11 protein-coding genes are annotated in these 18,284 nt (G+C 71.2%); 4 read left to right on the top strand and 7 right to left on the bottom strand.

What is annotated here, in order from left to right; translation table 11 throughout:
* From AB0J93_RS13920 to mfd, 3 genes are all read right to left on the bottom strand, one after another.
* Window positions 1–1,032: a nucleoside triphosphate pyrophosphohydrolase gene (locus AB0J93_RS13920; protein WP_363921630.1), complete on the bottom strand. Its 1,032-nt coding sequence runs from the start codon at window positions 1,030–1,032 to the stop codon at window positions 1–3.
* A 1-nt stretch (window position 1,033) separates the two neighbouring features.
* Complete coding sequence (locus tag AB0J93_RS13915) at window positions 1,034–1,801, bottom strand: hypothetical protein (RefSeq protein ID WP_363921628.1); 768 nt, start codon at window positions 1,799–1,801, stop codon at window positions 1,034–1,036.
* Between the two features lie 123 nt (window positions 1,802–1,924).
* Window positions 1,925–5,572 carry a transcription-repair coupling factor gene (gene mfd / locus AB0J93_RS13910; RefSeq protein WP_363921626.1) on the bottom strand — a complete coding sequence of 1,216 codons (3,648 nt, stop codon included), beginning with the start codon at window positions 5,570–5,572 and terminating at the stop codon, window positions 1,925–1,927.
* 284 nt (window positions 5,573–5,856) lie between these two features.
* On the opposite strand from mfd, the gene AB0J93_RS13905 reads away from it, so the two are divergent.
* A complete protein-coding gene (locus AB0J93_RS13905) occupies window positions 5,857–6,771 on the top strand; it encodes a cyclase family protein (RefSeq protein WP_363921624.1) in 915 nt (304 codons plus the stop codon).
* Between the two features lie 141 nt (window positions 6,772–6,912).
* Here the strand turns inward: AB0J93_RS13905 and AB0J93_RS13900 are convergent, their stop codons facing one another.
* Window positions 6,913–7,953: a S66 peptidase family protein gene (locus AB0J93_RS13900; protein WP_363921622.1), complete on the bottom strand. Its 1,041-nt coding sequence runs from the start codon at window positions 7,951–7,953 to the stop codon at window positions 6,913–6,915.
* 227 nt (window positions 7,954–8,180) lie between these two features.
* On the opposite strand from AB0J93_RS13900, the gene ppc reads away from it, so the two are divergent.
* Window positions 8,181–10,967, top strand: coding sequence for a phosphoenolpyruvate carboxylase (gene ppc, locus AB0J93_RS13895; protein ID WP_363921620.1), 2,787 nt, complete (start codon window positions 8,181–8,183; stop codon window positions 10,965–10,967).
* Window positions 10,968–11,107: 140 nt separating this feature from the next.
* On the opposite strand, the gene AB0J93_RS13890 is transcribed toward ppc, so the two are convergent.
* A complete protein-coding gene (locus AB0J93_RS13890; protein WP_363921618.1) occupies window positions 11,108–11,698 on the bottom strand; it encodes a dihydrofolate reductase family protein in 591 nt (196 codons plus the stop codon).
* Window positions 11,699–11,859: 161 nt separating this feature from the next.
* On the bottom strand, window positions 11,860–12,600 hold the full coding sequence (locus AB0J93_RS13885; RefSeq protein ID WP_363921616.1) for a hypothetical protein: 741 nt from the start codon (window positions 12,598–12,600) through the stop codon (window positions 11,860–11,862).
* A gap of 114 nt (window positions 12,601–12,714) precedes the next feature.
* Here AB0J93_RS13885 and AB0J93_RS13880 point away from each other — a divergent pair, with 114 nt between their 5' ends.
* Window positions 12,715–13,884, top strand: coding sequence for a DNA recombination protein RmuC (locus tag AB0J93_RS13880; protein ID WP_363921614.1), 1,170 nt, complete (start codon window positions 12,715–12,717; stop codon window positions 13,882–13,884).
* 163 nt (window positions 13,885–14,047) lie between these two features.
* Window positions 14,048–17,314: a S8 family serine peptidase gene (locus tag AB0J93_RS13875; protein ID WP_363921612.1), complete on the top strand. Its 3,267-nt coding sequence runs from the start codon at window positions 14,048–14,050 to the stop codon at window positions 17,312–17,314.
* A 96-nt stretch (window positions 17,315–17,410) separates the two neighbouring features.
* Here the strand turns inward: AB0J93_RS13875 and AB0J93_RS13870 are convergent, their stop codons facing one another.
* Window positions 17,411–18,247 (bottom strand): hypothetical protein, encoded by an 837-nt coding sequence (locus AB0J93_RS13870; RefSeq protein ID WP_363921610.1) that lies wholly within the window; start codon window positions 18,245–18,247, stop codon window positions 17,411–17,413.
* Window positions 18,248–18,284: the final 37 nt, after the last annotated feature.

Genomic DNA, 18,284 nt, shown 5'->3' with positions numbered 1-18,284 from the left:
TTAGCGGCGCGAAATGTCGGACTCAGTGCCGCCAACCTCATGATCAACTTGACTCTGGGTGGGGGGTGCGGGCTCGGTGGTGCGGATGGTTTGGGCGTGGGCCAGGGCGGTACGGCGGAGGGCGGCTTCGGGGTCGAGGTCCGCCGCGTGGGCCTGGGCGACCATCGCGAGCAGCTGGGCACCGAGGGTGGACTCGGGGTCGGGTTGTGCCTCCGGCCGCGGCAGCGGGGTGGTGATGCCGACGCGGGCGGCACGCTCCAGGATCTTCGCCGCCAGGGCGAGCGCCGGCTGGCTCAACGCGATGCCGTCGAGCGCCGAGTCACGGGCCTTCTCCGCCTGCTTGATCCGCTCCCAGTTGGCGGTGATCTCCTCCAGGGTGCCCGCCTCGGCACCGGCGAAGACGTGCGGGTTGCGCCGGATCATCTTGTCCACCAGCCCACCGGCCACGTGGTCGATGCTCCAGCGTTCGTCCTCGGGCAACTCCTCGGCCAGCCGGGCGTGCAGCACCACCTGGAGCAGCACGTCGCCCAACTCCTCGCGCAGCGCGTCGGTGTCCCCGGCGCTTATCGCGTCGTACGCCTCGTAGCTCTCCTCCAGCAGGAACCCGGCCAGGCTGCGGTGGGTCTGCGCCCGCTTCCACGGATCCCCGCCGGGCGAGAGCAGCCGGTCGAGCACCGCCACGGCGTCCAGCAGCCGCGCGCCCGGTGGATCCCACGAGCCGTACATCAGCTCCAACTCCGCCAGCCCCGGCTCGCGGGCCAGGCGCAGCCCCAACTCCCGGGCCAACGACTCGTCCCCGGCCGGGCCGGCCAGCCAGACCACCGTGTCCTGCGCCGCCGCGGCGTCCAGCAGCGCCGGCACCGGCGGTCCGTCGAGCACCCGCACCTCGGCGCCCGCCGACCGCAGCGCCGTGGTCAGCTCGCTCTCCTCGGCGGCCAGCACCGGAGCCGCGCGTACGACATCCCAGGCGGCTGCCGTCAACAGCCCGGCCGGCAACCGGGGCGAGGTCACCAGCAGGACGATCCGGGGCATGTCAGCCGTCGGTCGGCACGGCCGGCTCGGGCCGTGGCCTCGGGGTGGAGATGTTGTTGACCGCGTCGGAGGCCGGCTCGCCCAGCGGCACGCCCACCGCGATGGCCTGCCCGGTGAAGCTCAGCACCGGGAACACCAGCGGCCGGTACCGGGGGTTGACCGTCACGTCGTACGTCTCGACGGCCTCCCGCAGGGAGTTGCGGTTGGCCAGGGCCTGGCGCAGCTGCTCGCCGTCGAGCTGGGTGGCGGCCTGCTCGACGGTCACCTCGGGTGGCACCGCGCCGGCCCGCTTGCCCGCCTCGACCAGGTCGACCAGCTCCTGCTCGGTGGGGGCCACCGGGGCGCCGATCGGGATCCCGGACAGGCAGGTGTACAGCTCGGCGACCTGCCGCACGTACCCGGTCTCCGGGCTCAGGCCGATGCCCTGCGCCACCTGCGCGGGGTCGACCTGGCTCTGCGGGCGGTAGCCCTCGGCGGCGGAGATCCGCTCGCAGACCTCGCTGAGCACCAGGGTGCTCACCACCTGGCTGCGCCCGGGCAGCTGAGGCTCCTGGCCGGGCAGCTGGGGCTCCTGGCCGGGCGGCACCTCGTCCGCCTCGGTCGGGGTCGGGTTCTTCGCCTGAGCGTCCTCGATGACCTCGGTGACCGCGTCCTCGGTGATCCGGTGGTCCCCGACGTACGCGGCGACACCAGGCTCGGAACGGCAACCGGCGAGGGCGATGAGGCCGACCGCCACGCTGGCGACGGCGACAAGACGGCGAGCACGCATGCCCGTCACTCTCTCATGCCCCACCCCACCCACCCCTGACAGGTCCCCCGCCCCCGCCACCCCACCGGTCGATCATGAAGTTGTGGTCACCCTGCTCGGCGTGGCAGGACAACAACTTCATGATCAGCGAGGGGAGGCGGCGAGGGTGGGTGCGCCGAGGACGTCGGAGAGGAGTTGGGCGGACCAGTCCAGCAGGGCCTGGTCGCGTAGCGGCTCGCCACCGACCCGGCGGGTGGTCGGGCGGGGGACGCTGACCTGGTCGAGGGCCGCCTTGTAGACCGAGTCGGGGTGGTAGCGCTTGAGCCGCAACTGCTTGGAATCCGGCAGCGGCAGCGGGCCGAAGCGGAGGTGCTTGCCCTGCAGGCTGACGTCGGTGAGGCCATAGGACCGGGCCAGCAGCCGGAACCGGGCCACCGCGATCAGGTTCTGCACCGGCGCGGGTGGCTCGCCGTACCGGTCGGTCATCTCGGCGGCCACCTCCCGCAGCCGCTCCTCGTCGCGGGCCTCGGCCAGCTTGCGGTACATCTCCAGACGCAGCCGCTCCACCGCCACGTAGTCGTGCGGCAGGTGCGCGTCCACCGGGAGATCGATCTTGATGTCGGCCTCCTCCTCGGGGCGCTCGCCCTTGAACGCCTGCACCGCCTCACCGACCATCCGCACGTACAGGTCGAACCCGACGCCCTCGATGTGCCCGGACTGCTCGCCGCCGAGCAGGTTGCCGGCGCCCCGGATCTCCAGGTCCTTCATCGCCACGTACATGCCGGCACCCAGCTCGGTGTGCTGGGCGATGGTGGCCAGCCGCTCGTGGGCGTGCTCGGTGAGCGGCTTGTCCGGCGGATAGAGGAAGTACGCGTACGCCCGTTCCCGGCCGCGACCCACCCGGCCGCGGATCTGATGCAGCTGGGCCAGGCCGAGCAGGTCGGCCCGCTCCACGATCAGCGTGTTGGCGTTCGGGATGTCGATGCCGGACTCCACGATGGTGGTGCAGACGAGGACGTCGTACTCCTTCTCCCAGAAGCCGACCATCACCTTCTCCAGGGCGTCCTCACCCATCTGCCCGTGCGCCACCGCCACCCGCGCCTCGGGCACCAGTTCCCGGAGTCGGCGGGCGGTCCGCTCGATCGACTCGACCCGGTTGTGCAGGTAGAAGACCTGGCCGTCGCGGAGCAGCTCACGGTGGATCGCGGCGGCCACCTGCCGGTCGTCCTGGGCGCCGACGGCGGTGAGCACCGGGTGCCGCTCCTCCGGCGGGGTGCCGATGGTAGACATCTCCCGGATGCCGGTGATCGCCATCTCCAGGGTGCGCGGGATCGGGGTGGCCGACATGCTCAGCACGTCGACCGCCGCCCGCATCGACTTGAGGTGTTCCTTGTGTTCGACGCCGAAGCGCTGCTCCTCGTCGACGATGACCAGCCCGAGCGACTTGAACCGGGTGGCCGACGCCAGCAGCCGGTGGGTGCCGATGACGATGTCGGCGGTGCCGTCGGCGACCATGGTGAGGGTCTGCTCGGCCTCCTTCGGCGTCTGGAAGCGGGACAGCTGCCGGATGGTCACCGGGAACTGACTCATCCGCTCGGCGAAGGTGTTGTAGTGCTGCTGCACCAGCAGCGTGGTCGGCACCAGCACCGCGACCTGCTTGCCGTCCTGCACCGCCTTGAACGCCGCCCGTACCGCGATCTCGGTCTTGCCGTAGCCGACGTCGCCGCAGATCAGCCGGTCCATCGGGATGCTCTGCTCCATGTCCCGCTTGACCTCTTCGATGGCGGCGAGCTGGTCGGGCGTCTCCTGCCAGGGGAAGGCGTCCTCCAACTCCCGCTGCCACGGGGTGTCCGGCCCGAAGTTGTGCCCCTTGGACGCCTTGCGGGCGGCGTAGAGCTGGATCAGCTGGGCGGCGATCTCGCGGACCGCCTTGCGGGCCCGGGCCTTGGACTTCTGCCAGTCCGAGCCACCCATCTTGTGCAGGGTCGGTTGCTCGCCGCCGACGTAGCGGCTCAACTGGTCGAGCTGGTCGGTGGGGACGAAGAGCCGGTCACCGGGTTGGCCACGCTTGCTCGGGGCGTACTCGATGACGAGGTACTCGCGGGAGGCACCGTTTACGGTGCGCTGCACCAGTTCGACGTACCGGCCGATGCCGTGCTGCTCGTGCACCACGTGGTCACCGGCGCGCAGCTCCAGCGGGTCGATGGTGTTGCGCCGCCGGCTCGGCATCTTCCGCATGTCCCGGGTGGACACGCCCCGACCACCGGTGACGTCGTTGCCGGTGAGCAGCACGAACCGGGCCGCCTCGTCGACGAAGCCGCCGGTCAGGCTGCCACAGGTGACAAGCAGCTCACCCGGGGCGGGCGCGGCCGGCACCTCCTCGGTCATCCGGGCACCGAGACCGCCGTCGCGCAGCACCTCGACGGCCCGCTGGGCGGGACCGTGGCCCTCGAAGACAAGCGCGATCGACCAGCCCTCGCCGGCCCACCGCTTCAGGTCGTCGACCACCCGGGCGGTCTCGCCGTGGTAGAGCGGTGCGGGCTGGGCGGTCAGCGCCACCGCGATGGCGTCGTCTGGAGTGACGTCGACCGTCTCCGGCTCGTCCTCCCACGGTTGCCGGGTGGCGGCCGGACCGGCCGGCTCGGCCAGGCCGAACGGGGACAGCGTCCACCAGGGCTGACGCAGGGTCGCGGCGTGTGCGCGTACGTCGGCGAGGGTGTGGAAGGCGGCGGCGCCCAGGTCGACCGGGGCCTGGCCACCGACGGCGGCCGCGGCCCAGCTGGCCTGGAGAAACTCCTCCGAGGTACGCACCAGGTCGTGCGCCCGGGTGCGGATCCGCTCCGGGTCGCAGAGCAATACGTGGGTGCCGGCCGGCATGCAGTCCAGCAGCAGCTCCATCGAGTCGTTGCCGATCAGCGCCGGTGCCAGGGACTCCATTCCCTCCACGGGGATCCCACCGGCCAGCTTGTCCAGGATCTCAGCCAGCTCCGGGTGGTGCTGCGCGAGCGTGGCGGCCCGCTCCCGGATGTCGGGGGTGAGCAGCAGTTCCCGACAGGGCGGTGCCCAGAGCTGGGCGATCTGCTCGATGGTGCGCTGGTCGGCGACGGCGAAGGTGCGGATCTCCTCCACCTCGTCGCCCCAGAACTCGACCCGGGACGGGTGCTCGTCGGTGGGCGGGAAGACGTCGAGGATGCCGCCGCGCACGGCGAACTCGCCCCGCTTGGTGACCAGGTCGACGCGGGCGTACGCCATGTCGGTCAGCCTGCGGGCGACCTGCTCCAGGTCGGCCTCGTCGCCGGCAGCCAACCGGACCGGTTCCAGGTCTCCGAGCCCCTTGAGCTGCGGTTGCAGCACCGAGCGGACGGGGGCCACCACCACCCGCAGCGGACCGGTGCGCCCGTGCGCGTCCGCCGAGTCCGGATGCGCGAGCCGACGCAGCACGGCCAGCCGCCGACCGACCGTGTCGGAGCGCGGGGAGAGCCGCTCGTGCGGCAGCGTCTCCCAGCTCGGGAAGATCGCCACCTGGTCGGGCGGCAGCAGGCTGCCCAGCGCGGCGACGAGGTCCTCGGCCTCGCGGCTGGTGGCGGTGACCGCCAGCACCGGCCGCCCCGCACCGCCGGCCCGGTCGTCGGGATCCGCCGCGACCGCGGCGACCGCGAACGGGCGCAGCGCCGGCGGGGCGGTCAGGTCGAGCCCGTCGACCTGGGCCGCACCGGAGCGCGCCAGGTCACGGACGCGGGCCAGGCCCGGGTCGGCCAGGGCAGCGGCGAACAGTCCGGTGAGCGCAGTCATGATCACTTCCGAGGTGGGGACACGACGATCACCCCGCGTCCGGACCGGACGGGGGGGTCGTTACCGATTGACACTATCTCTCCGGGCCGACGAATCACCGCCACCCAGGGCCATCGCTGCCCGGGCGAGCACGGTGGCCGTGGCCGGTGCGACGTTGCTTCGCGGGCCCCTGTCGAGCTGGCTGCGCAGACGGGCTCACCGTCACGTCGTCCACGAGGCTGGCGCAGCGGGTTTCGGCACCAATCGGGATTGACGCCGGTACCCGGCTGTGGTCGGCTGCCCGGATGAACGGGGAGTATCGAGTGCAGTTCGACGCCGAGGTCGCCTTCGCCAACGGCGGCGGCCTGACCACCGAGGGGTTCCGGCTGGACATCCAGGGCGACCGGATCGACGACGTCGACCTGGCGGCGCTGTTCGTCCGGCATCTCGGCCTGCTGATGGTGTCCGACGTACGGATCACCAACAAGACGGTCATCGAGGAACCGCACAAGGGCGGTCGCGCCGTCGGGGGCGCCCCGGGTGGCGCCACCGGGCGGCGGCTGATCGAGCTGAGTCACCTGGTCACCGATGGGATGACCACCCTGCCCGGCTGGCCGGCACCGCGGATCACCGAGTGGCTCACCCGCGAGGCTTCGCGGAAGCACTACGCGTCGGGCACCGAGTTCCACGTGGCCCGGATCGACATGATCGCCAACACCGGCACCTACCTGGACACCCCCGCCCACCGGTACGCCGATGGTGCCGACCTGTCCGGCTTCCCGCTGGATCGTCTCGCCGACCTGCCCGGACTCGTCGTAAGGCTGCCCGCCGGCACCCGCGCGGTGGACCGTCTGCTGCTGGCACCGTACGACGTCGCCGGCAAGGCGGTGCTGCTGCACACCGGCTGGGACACGCACTTCGGCACCGCCGGGTACGGTGCTCCGGAGGCACCCCACCTGACCGGTGACGGCGCGAAGGCGCTGGTGGACGCGGGGGCCGCCCTGGTCGGCATCGACTCGATCAACATTGACGACATGGGTCCGGCGGCGGGCGGTGAGCGGCCCGCGCACAGCCTCCTGCTGGCCGCCGGCATCCCGATCGTGGAGCACCTGACCGGGCTGGACGCCGTCCCGCCGGACGGCTTCCGGTTCACCGCCACCCCACCGAGGGTGGCCGGCATGGGCACCTTCCCCGTCCGCGCCTTCGCCGCCGTGGGCTGAGGGGCGTCGTGGGCTGAGGGGCGTCGTGGACCGAGAGGCAAGGTCAACTCCGGATACGGGATATCGCGGCTTCCGTCGGCGCGGATACCGCGACATCCCGCATGTCGGGTGGATGTCGCGCCTCGGTGGCTGGCTGGGCCGTCAGTAGCGCACCGAGATGCGCCGCTGGACCGCGTCCACCCGGGCCTCGCCGCCGTACGGGATGATCAGTTGCGGGTCGGTGTGACCGAAGTCGACGTCGAAGACCAGGACCGCCTCGGGGGCGTACTCGGCGAAGGCCCGGCTGACGGCGGCCCGCTGCTCCCCGGCGTACGTCTGCTTCTCGGCCGGGGTGAGCCGGCGGCCGAACTCCCACGCCTTGGCCCGACCGACAAGCGCGGCGGGGAAGCCACCGAGCAGGCCGCGCTCACCGAGGTTACGCAGCATCCGGTAGACCTCCACGGCCGGCGGCAGTTCCTCCGAGGTCTCCATCAGGAAGACCGAACCGGCAAGCGTGGCCGCCGGAGCGACCCGGTCGGCGGCGAGCAGCCAGTGCAGCACCTCCAGGTTGCCACCCCAGGTACGCCCCTCGACCACGGTCGCCGGGCCCTGCCAACGCCAGCCCGTGCCGGGGAACATCACCGGCTCGTCCGCGAGGGATCCGGAATCGTGCCAGTCGTTCGGCTCGTCGCCCCACTCGGGCGCCGGAGTCAGGTCGTACCAGTCGCTGCCGAACAGCGCCGCGCGCAGCGAGTCTGCGGTCAGCGGGTGCAGCGCGCCGGGGCGGCCGAGATGCACCAGCACCGACCCGCCGTGGTAGCTGACGATGCCCAGCCGGTGCAGGTGGTTGAGCAGGTTGGTGTTGTCGGAGTACCCGAAGTAGGGCTTCGGGTTGGCCCGCAGCACCTCGTCGTCCAGATGCGGCGTCACGGTGATCAGATCGTCCCCGCCGACGGTGGCCAGCACGGCGGTGATCGTCGGATCGGCGAAGGCAGCGGTCAGGTCCCGGGCGCGGTCGCGCGGGTCGGCACCCATGATCCGGGTGGTCGGGTACTCGACCGGCTCCAGGCCGTACTCCTCGCGTAGCCGGCGCAGCCCCAATTCGTACACGTGGGGGAAGAGACCCGGCAGGCCGGCGGCGGGTGAGACGACCGCCACCCGGTCGCCCGGGCGGGGTTTCGGGGGGTAGCGCAACGCTGTCACGGGCTGAAGCTATCGCCCGCCACCAGCGATTTTCGGTCCTGGGTACGGTGGGCGACTGCGCCGGCACGCCTCGGAACGACAAGCCTCACATCCGGTCGCCACCGTCAACGTCCCCGGAACATGATGAAGGCGACAACCTGGGGCCCCTCCTTTCAGCCGGGTTCACGTGGATACGATCGGGGGAGTCGGACAGCGCTGTCCTTCGTACTTGACGTGAGGAGCGCATGGTGACCGACCAGCACGATCACGACGGCCCCGACGCCGCCCTGCGCGCCGACATCCGCAGGTTGGGCACGTTGCTCGGGCAGACCCTGGCCCGGCAGGAGGGGCGCCCGCTGCTCGACCTCGTGGAGGAGATCCGCGCCCAGGTCCGCACCGACGCCCCGGCCGCCGCCCGGCGGCTCGGCGGGCTCGATGTGACCACCGGCACCAAGCTGGCCCGTGCCTTCTCCACCTACTTCCACCTGGCCAACATCACCGAACAGGTGCACCGGGCCCGGGACCTGCGCCGCCGCCGCGCCGTCCAGGGCGGCTGGCTGGACCAGGCGGCCAAGATGATCGCCGAGCGCGGGGTGCCGGCCGAGGAGATCGCCTCGGTGGCCCGCCGGTTGGCGGTACGTCCGGTCTTCACCGCCCACCCGACCGAGGCGGCCCGCCGGTCGATCCTGTCGAAGCTGCGCGCGATCGCCGACGAGCTGGACGCCGAGACGGCCAACGCGATTCTCTACGGCGCCAGCGACGAGGGTCCGGCGAACCGGCGGCTGGCCGAGCTGCTCGACCTGATGTGGCAGACCGACGAGCTGCGGCTCGATCGGCCGGACCCGACCGACGAGGCACGCAACGCCATCTACTACCTGCGTGACCTGTACGCCGAGGCGGCTCCGCAAGTGCTCGACGACCTCGCCGAGACGCTTCGTACGCTCGGCGTGGAGACCTCGCCGACGGCCCGGCCGCTGACCTTCGGCACCTGGATCGGCGGTGACCGGGACGGCAATCCGTTCGTCACCCCCACGGTGACCCGCGAGGTGCTGGCCATTCAGCACGAGCACGGCCTGACCGCCACCGAAGCGGCGATGGAAGAGTTGATCAGCGAGGTGTCGGTCTCCCGCCGACTGCGCGGGGTGTCACTCGACCTGTCCGCCAGCCTCGCCGCCGACCTCGACGCGCTGCCCGAGGTGGCGCCCCGGTTCCGCCGGGTCAACGCCGAGGAGCCGTACCGGCTGAAGGCTCGCTGCGTACGCGCCAAGCTCGCCAACACCCGGGCCCGACTGCGCCAGGGCACCCCGCACGTGCCGGGGCGGGACTACCGTGGTTCAGCCGAGCTGATCGCCGACCTGGATCTGCTGCGCGCCTCGCTGGCCCGCAACTCCGGTCAGCTCACCGCCGTCGGCCGGCTCGCCTCGACCATCCGTACCGTCTCCGCGTTCGGCCTGCACCTGGCGACCATGGACGTCCGCGAGCACGCCGAGAAGCACCACGAGGTGCTCACCCAGCTGTACGCGGCGGTGGGTGAGGTCGAGGACTACCCGTCGCTGAGCCGGTTGGAGCGCACCAAGCTGCTCGCCGACGAGCTGACCGGCCGCCGGCCGTTGTCGACGGCGGACACCCCGCTGAGTGAGTCGGCCCGCAAGACCTTCGACGTGTTCAGCACCATTCGTGAGGCGCAGGACCGGTTCGGCTCCGAGGTGATCGAGTCGTACATCATCTCGATGACCCTCGGCGTGGACGACGTGCTCGCCGCGGTGGTGCTCGCCCGCGAGGCCGGCCTGGTCGACGTGCACAGCGGCCGGGCCCGGATCGGCATCGTGCCGCTGCTGGAGACCCCGGCCGAGCTGAACTCCGGCGGCGAACTGCTCGACGAGCTGCTGTCGCTGCCGGCGTACCGGGCGCTGGTGGCGGCCCGAGGTGACGTGCAGGAGGTGATGCTGGGCTACTCCGACTCCAACAAGGAGGCCGGCATCACCACCAGCCAGTGGTCCATCCACCGGGCCCAGCGCGCACTGCGCGACGTGGCCGCCCGGCACGGGGTGCACCTGCGGCTCTTCCACGGCCGCGGCGGCACGGTCGGGCGCGGCGGTGGCCCCACGCACGACGCGATCCTGGCCCAGCCGTACGGCACCCTGGACGGCGCGATCAAGGTGACCGAGCAGGGTGAGGTCATCTCCGACAAGTACACCCTGCCCGCGTTGGCCCGGGAGAACCTGGAACTGAGCGTGGCCGCCGTGCTCCAGGCGACCCTGCTGCACACCGGGCCCCGGCAGCCCGCCGAGATGCTGGAACGCTGGGACGCGGCGATGGACGTGGTCTCCGAGTCGGCGTACCGGTCGTACCGCTCGCTGGTGGAGGATCCGGACCTGCCCGCGTACTTCTGGGCTTCCACCCCGACGGAGCTGCTCGGTGCGCTGAACATCGGCTCCCGGCCGGCGAAGCGGCCGAACACCGGTGCCGGGCTGTCCGGGCTGCGGGCCATCCCGTGGGTGTTCGGCTGGACCCAGACCCGGCAGATCGTGCCCGGCTGGTTCGGGGTCGGCTCCGGTCTGGCCGCCGCCCGGGAGGCCGGGCTTTCCGACGTGCTTGCCGAGATGCACCGCAACTGGCACTTCTTCCGCACGTTCCTGTCCAACGTGGAGATGATGCTGACCAAGACCGACCTCGGCATCGCCCGCCGTTACGTGGAGACCCTGGTCCCGAAGAAGCTGCACCCGATCTTCGACAAGATCGAGCAGGAGTACGAGCTGACCCGGCGCGAGGTGCTCGCGGTCACCGACTCACCGGATCTGCTGGAAAATTCCCCGGTGCTGCAACGCACCCTCGCCGTACGCGACACCTACCTGGAGCCGTTGCACCACCTTCAGGTGGCGCTGCTGCGGCAGTACCGCGACTCCGGGGCGGCCGGACGGGCGGTGGCCACCGCACCGGGCGGCCGGCGCGCACCCAGCGACGGCACTGCCCTGGAGCGGGCCCTGCTCACCACGGTCAACGGCATCGCGGCCGGCATGCGCAACACCGGCTGAGGTGTACGGAGGGGCCCCTCGTCACGCCCTGGGCGCAGGAGGGGCCCTTCGTCAACCACCGGGCGGCCGTCGAATTCGCCGGCGCAGCGGCCCTGGCCGGGTGACCGGGGCGTTGCTCGTCGATTCGGGCGGCGGGAGGGTCAGGACTCCGGTGCGGCGTCCCGGCGGACCCGGTAGCGCAGATGCGTCACGTGCGGTGATTCGACGACGGCCAGTCGCTCCAACTCGATGTGCTCCTCGCCCAGGTGCTCGAACAGCCGACGGCCCGCGCCGAGCAGTACGGGTGCGAGTTGGAGCCGGATCTCGTCGACCAGACCGGCGGTCAGGAAATGCTGGCCGACCTCTGCCCCCATCAGTCGGACATCGCGCTCGCCGGCGGCAGCGGTGGCGCGGTCGTAGGCATCGCGCACGTCGGTGACAAATGTGAACGTGCCGCTCTTCTCCACCCGCTCGGCCAGCGGGTCGTGAGTCAGCACGAAGCAGGGCACCGGGTAGGGGGTGTCGTTCCAGACGTTGACGCCTACGTCGAACGTCCGCCGGCCGAGCACCACCGCGCCGGTGGTCTCCGACATTTCCCGTTCGATCTCGGCGTCCACCTCACTTGTCGAGGTGTGGAAAATCCAGTTGTGCAGACGAAGGCCGCCTTCGCCCATCGGGTGCTCGACGCTGACGTTGGGGCCGGCCATGAAGCCGTCCAGTGACATCGTGACATCCAATAGAATTCGCGCCATTCGGAGCCTTCCTGAGTAGACACGGCGACGTCAGGACCGAGCGTGTGGTGGACACCGCACATGCCGTTGGTGAGCTGCCCGGATGTCACGCCGCGGGCTCGGTCACGGTCGCCGGTCTCCACCGGTGGTTCTTCCTGCGCAGACCGTAGCGAACGGGTGTGTCAGAAGTCCCCGCCGCCGAAGTCACCACCGAGATCGCCGCCGCCGAAATCACCACCGAACTCACCGCCACCGAGGTCCGCGCCGACGTCGCCCGGATCGTCGAAGCCGCCCGCGGCGGCGGCGTCGTAGCCGGGATCGCCGAAGGACGGCGAGAACAGCGCGTCGGCGATCAGCATGCCGCCCAGCACTCCGACGCCGGCACCGAGCGCCGTCCGCCACCAGGGGGTGGAGTACCAGCCGGCCGGAACCGGTCGGCCCCGCACCCGCCCGCCCGGGTAGTAGTAGGGCGTGTCCTGGCCCGGCTGCGGGCCGGCCTTGAACGTCTGACCCTGCACCTCGACCTGACGCGGCACGGTCAACTCCCCGGCACCGCTGGCGGCGACCAACGGCGGTAGGGGCGGACCCGGGTCGATGCCGAGCGCCAGCCGGGCCGCCCGGATGTAGGTGAGGCCCTCCACCGCGGTCTCCCGGGCGAGCCGGTACTGGGTGATGCTCCTGGCCTGCTCCAACTGCGATCCGGCGGCGTGGTAGCGCTCGGCGGCGTCGGCCAGCGCCTGGCGTACCGCCGCCTCCTCGCCGCTGAGGTTCATCACCTGCCCGCCGAGGCGTTCGTACCACCGCCGCGCGTCGGCCTGCACGTCGGCGAGATTGCGGGCCTCGCGGGCGGCGCGTTCCCGCCGCCACCAGAGCAGGGCACCGCCGAGCAGCGCCACGAGCAGGACGAGCAGCAGAGGTTCCACCACCTCAACGTACCCAGCCTGGGCCAACGATCCCCGCTGCGACGAGCCCGGCTCGGGAAATCACGGGTGCACCCGTCCGGGCGCGGCGGGCCCACCTTTGGCAAGCTGCTGAGGATGGAGCTCTCGACCCTGGCGGTTGTCGTCGTCTGTCTCGGTGCCGGCGGTGCGGTCGGCTGGTTCGCCGCCCGGGCCCGCTCGGCGACCGAGATCGCCCGACTGGACGCCACGCTGCGCGCCACCCGCGAGGGCGAGGGGCGGCTGGAGCAGTCGATGCGGGCGCTGAGCTACGAGGCGACGGCCCAGTCGCAGGAGGCGGTCGCCCGGGCGGTGGCTCCGCTGCACGAGACGCTGCGTCGCTACGAGCAGCGGGTCGCCGACCTCGAACGTGAGCGGGTCGACGCGTACGCCGAGCTGCGCGAGCAGGTCCGCGCGATGAGCACGGTCTCCGGTGAGCTGCGGACGGAGACGAAACAGCTGGTGGCGGCGTTGCGCGCGCCGCAGGTACGCGGCCGGTGGGGCGAGCACCAGTTGCGCCGCATCGTCGAGGCCGCCGGCATGTTGGAGCACTGCGACTTCGCCGAGCAGGTCACCGCCGCCACCGACCAGCAGACGGTACGCCCCGACCTGGTGGTCCGCCTGCACGGCGGCCGGAGCGTGGTGGTGGACGCGAAGGCGCCGTTCGACGCGTACCTCACCGCGATGGAGGCGCGCGACGAGCGGGGCCGGGACACCCACCTCGACGCGCACGCCAGACACCTCCGGGCGCACGTCGACGCGTTGGCCGCCAAGTCGTACTGGTCCGCGTTCGAGTCCACTCCGGAGTTCGTGGTGCTGTTCGTGCCGGCGGATCCGTTCCTGGACGTCGCCCTGCAACGCGATCCGACGCTGTTGGAGCACGCGTTCGCCCGCAACGTGGTGCTGGCCACCCCCGCCACCCTGGTCGCGCTGCTCCGTACGGTCGCCTGGTCGTGGCGGCAGGAGCAGCTGACCCGCAACGCGATGGCCGTGCACACGGTGGCGCGGGAACTGTACGGACGGTTGTCGACGCTCGGTGACCACGTCGGCAAGCTCGGGGCCTCACTCGGTGGTGCGGTCACCGCTTACAACCGGGCGGTGGGCTCGCTGGAGGCACGGGTGCTGGTGAGTGCCCGCAAACTGGCCGAGCTGGGCGTGTCGGATCAGGAACTGCCCACGCCGGGGCAGGTGGAACTGGCTCCCCGGCAACCGCAGGCGCCGGAGCTGCTGGTGGAATCCACTCCAGATGATCGAACTCGGTCTAACTGAAATTGGCCCCTATCATCTTCGATGTGACAATGAGCGTCTCGCATATCACGAGATGGTCACAACGTACCCGACGGTAGTGACATCGACGGTCGGCACCACGAAGTATTTCGCTCACGCGTGCCCTGCATCTGAGGGCGCCTGAGTTCTCTGGAGGAAAGAGAACGTGAGTAAACCCCGAAACCTGAGCCGGCGTACCTCCGCTGCGCTCTTCGCCTCGGTGATGGCGGCCAGCGCCGTGACCGTGGCGGGCGGTGCCGCCACCGCGAGCGCCGCTCCTGCCGGACCGGACGCCGCGCAGGCCACCCCCGCCGAGGCGTTGGACCAGCACGACGCCAAGCTACTCGCCGAGGCGGAGGCGAAGAAGGCCCCCACCGTCACGATGATCGTCGCCACCGACAAGGGCAAGGCGAAGGACGTCGCCGACGACCTCAAGGACCTCGGCGCGGCCGTCACCGAGCGCTACGACACCATCGGTTACGTGCTCGCCAAGGTGCCGACCGGTAAGGCGGTCAAGGCCGCCAAGCTGCCGGGCGTGGCCACCATCGACCTGGACGAGAAGATCCAGCTGCCCGACCCGAAGCCCGAGGTCGCCCCCGGCGGCAAGCAGGGCGGCAAGCAGGGCAGCACGCTCAGCGGGCCGGGTGCCAGCACGAAGGCCGACAACCCGTACATGCCGACGAACGAGACCGGTGCGGTCAAGTTCGTCAAGCAGCACAAGAAATGGGATGGCCGCGGCGTCACCATCGGCATCATGGACTCCGGTGTGGACCTGGAGCACCCGGCGCTGCAGGAGACCACCACCGGCGAGCGCAAGATCGTCGACTGGGTGACCGCGACCGACCCGTTCGAGGACGCCACCTGGCGGCCGATGCTCAACCAGGTGACCGGGCCGACGTTCAACCTGGCCGGTCGCACCTGGACCGCGCCGGCCGGCACCTACCGGTTCAACCTGTTCAACGAGAACACCACGAACAACAGCGACCCGGCCGGTGACGTCAACCGCGACGGCGACAACACCGACCAGTTCGGCATCCTGTTCGACCCGGCCACCAACAACATCTGGGTCGACACCGACCAGGACGGCGACTTCACCGACGAGGCCGTGATGCGGCCGTACAAGGAGAAGTTCGACGTCGGCCACTTCGGCACCGACAACCCGGCGACCGCGATCACCGAGCGGATGTCGTTCGTCGTCGAGTACCGCAAGAACGTCGACACCACTCCGGTCGGCGGCCCCGGCCTGGTGGACTACGTCAACATCGGCATCATCGAGAGCGCCCACGGCACGCACGTCGCCGGCATCACCGCCGCCAACGACATGCTCGGCAACGGCGCGTTCGACGGTGCCGCCCCCGGCGCCAAGATCGTTTCCTCCCGTGCCTGCTCCTGGGGCGGTGGCTGCACGGCCGCCGCGCTCACCACCGGCATGGCCGATCTGGTGATCAACCGCGGGGTCGACGTCATCAACATGTCGATCGGCGGCCTGCCCGCGCTGAACGACGGCAACAACGCCCGCGCCACCCTCTACAACAACCTGATCAACACGTACGGGGTGCAGATGTTCATCTCGGCCGGCAACTCCGGCCCGGGCGTGAACACCATCGGTGACCCGTCGGCGTCGAGCAACGTGGTAAGCGTCGCGGCCAGCATCAGCAAGGACACCTGGCTGGCCAACTACGGCTCGGTGGTCAAGAAGAAGAACGCCCTGTTCAACTTCTCCTCGCGCGGTCCGCGTGAGGACGGTGGCGCCAAGCCGAACATCGCCGCGCCAGGTTCGGCCATCTCCACCACCCCGGTGTGGCAGGCCGGCAGCCCGGTCGCCGAGGCCGGCTACGCGCTGCCGCCGGGCTACGGCATGTTCAACGGCACGTCGATGGCCTCCCCGCAGGCCGCCGGCGCCGCCGCGCTGCTGCTCTCGGCCGCCCGGGCGACCGACAAGGGCATCACCCCCGAGATGCTGCGCCGGGCGATCTACACCTCGGCCAAGCCGATCGCCGACACCCCGACCTACGGGCAGGGCTACGGCATGTTCAACGTGCCGGGGGCCTGGAAGCTGCTGAAGAAGGGCGTCCAGACCCGCTCGTACACCTCCGACGCCCCGGTCTGCACGGTGCTCTCCGGCCTGCTGGCCACGCCGAACCAGGGCACCGGCATCTACAACCGCTGCGGCTCCGCCGACGGCGGACACAAGGTCAACCAGTCGAAGTCGTACCAGGTCACGCTGACCCGGACCAGCGGCCCGACCGGCAATGTCAAGCACAAGGTGGGTCTGCGCGGCAACGACGGCACCTTCTCGGCGCCGAAGAACGTCACGCTGCCGCTGAACACGCCCGTCACCATCACGATCATCGCCAAGCCGAAGACCGTCGGCGCGCACGGCACGATCGTGACCGTCGACGACCCGGCCACCAACACGATCGACTTCGAGGTCTCCGCCGTCGTGGTGGCGTCGAACGACGTCAGCAAGCCCGACTTCGCCTACTCGGCGCAGGGCTCGGTGGACCGGAACAGCACCACGTCGTACTTCGTGACGGTGCCCCCGGGTGCCGGTGCACTCCAGGTCAACCTCTCCGGCATCGCCACCGGGTCGCAGACGCGCTTCATCGCGTTCAACCCGTGGGGCGTTCCGGTGGAGAGCACCTCCAGCCTGGCCTGCTTCACCAACCACAACAGCACGGTCGTCTGCAACGCCTTCGAGCGTGACTACCAGAACCCGATGCCGGGCGTCTGGGAGATCGAGGTCGAGTCCCGGCGGACCTCGCCGTCGCTGAACAACCCGTACCAGATCCAGGCACGGGTGCAGGGCGTCGCGGTCGAACCGGCCGTGGTCGAGCTGCCGTCGGTCACCGCCGGCACCCCGACCCCGGTCACCTGGTCGCTGAAGAACACCTTCGGCCCGGTCACGGTGACCGGCCAGGGCGGCGCGCTGTCCAGCTCGCACGCGGAGCGGCCGACCATCGTCGAGTACGCGACGCAGGAGTTCACCGTGGATGTGCCGGCGGGCGCCACCAGCTTCACCGCCCGCATCGGCAACACCTCGGACGCCGGTGCCGACCTCGACCTGTTCGTGTACCGGGGCGGCGCCCTGATCGCGTACAACGCGGACGGCGACTCGGAGGAGTTCGTCACCCTGAACAACCCGGCGGCTGGCACCTACACCGTCGTCGTCGAGGCGTACTCGGTCGACGGGGCCGGTGGCAGCACCGAGTACGACTACCGGGACTCGTTCTCCTCCCCGGCGCTCGGCACCCTCTCGGCGCCGAGCACGCCGCTCACCCTGGCCCACGGTGCCACCGGCACCATCTCGGGCACGGTGACCGCCCAGTCCGCCCCGTCCGCGGGTCGGGCACTCTACGGTGAGCTGGCCGTGGTGACCACCGAAGGCGCGGTCGTCGGCCGCGGCGCGGTCTCCATCGGCGCGGTGAACTGACCCCACCACCCGCACCACCAGGAAGCCCGTCTCCGGATCTCCGGAGACGGGCTTCCGTCTGTCCACCTGCCCGATGCGGTCCTCTGACCGGCCCGGTCAGCCGGCCGGCTCGACCCGTTGCTCGTGGCGGGCGACCAGACCCACCACGAGCAGCAGGTACGCGGCCAACTCGACGGCGAGGAGGACGGCCGGTCCGGACGCAGGCAGACTCGCGTTGGCATGGAACGCGGCGGTGAGCAGGGCGCCACGTGCGGCGTACGGCGGGAGTGACAACGAGGCGAGTGCCGCGTCGAGGTGGGTCAGGGCGACCAGCACCAGCAGGACGGCACCACCGGCGGCGAGCAGGTGTCGGCGGCCGGTCAGCAGGGCAGTCAGGACGAGCGCGCCGAAAGCGAGTGCGAGGGGTGCCAGCATCGCGGCGGCCACCTCCACGTCGGACGGGCCGCCGCTGCCAGGGCTGAGCCGCTGAGCCGCCCGTACCGCAAGGTGGATCTCGACCAGCTGGACCACCGCGTACGCGGCCACCAGCGTCGCCGCCAACACCGCCCCGGCAAGGGCGGGGCGACCCGGGCGGGCGTCGCGCCACCGGGTGCTCCACAACAGGATCAGGACGAGGACCAGCGGCGCCCAGCTCAGGCGGAGGCCGGTGACGAATCCCAGGGTGGGGTCAACCGCACCGGGCCGGAGCACCTGCCATTTCCGGTCGGCGGGATCGGCGGGCATCGTGGTCCACGCCTCGACGACCAGCACGGTGAGCGCCATCGGCACCGCCCAGGGCCGGCCGGGTGGCCGGACGGTCAGCGCGTACGCCAACAGCAGCAGCAACGCGGCCACCTCGGCCTGGCGTAGCAGGGGAACACCGGTGAGAATGCCGAGGACGTGGACGGCGGCGAGGGCCCCGGCCGCCGCAGGAAGGATCGGTCGGTACCGCACCCGGGCATCCTGCCATCAATTGATCCACATCGCGGGC

The organism is Micromonospora sp. NPDC049374 (genome assembly GCF_040677165.1).
In the GTDB taxonomy this organism is placed as follows: Bacteria; Actinomycetota; Actinomycetes; order Mycobacteriales; family Micromonosporaceae; genus Micromonospora.
This window is presented reverse-complemented; position numbering and strand designations above follow the sequence as displayed.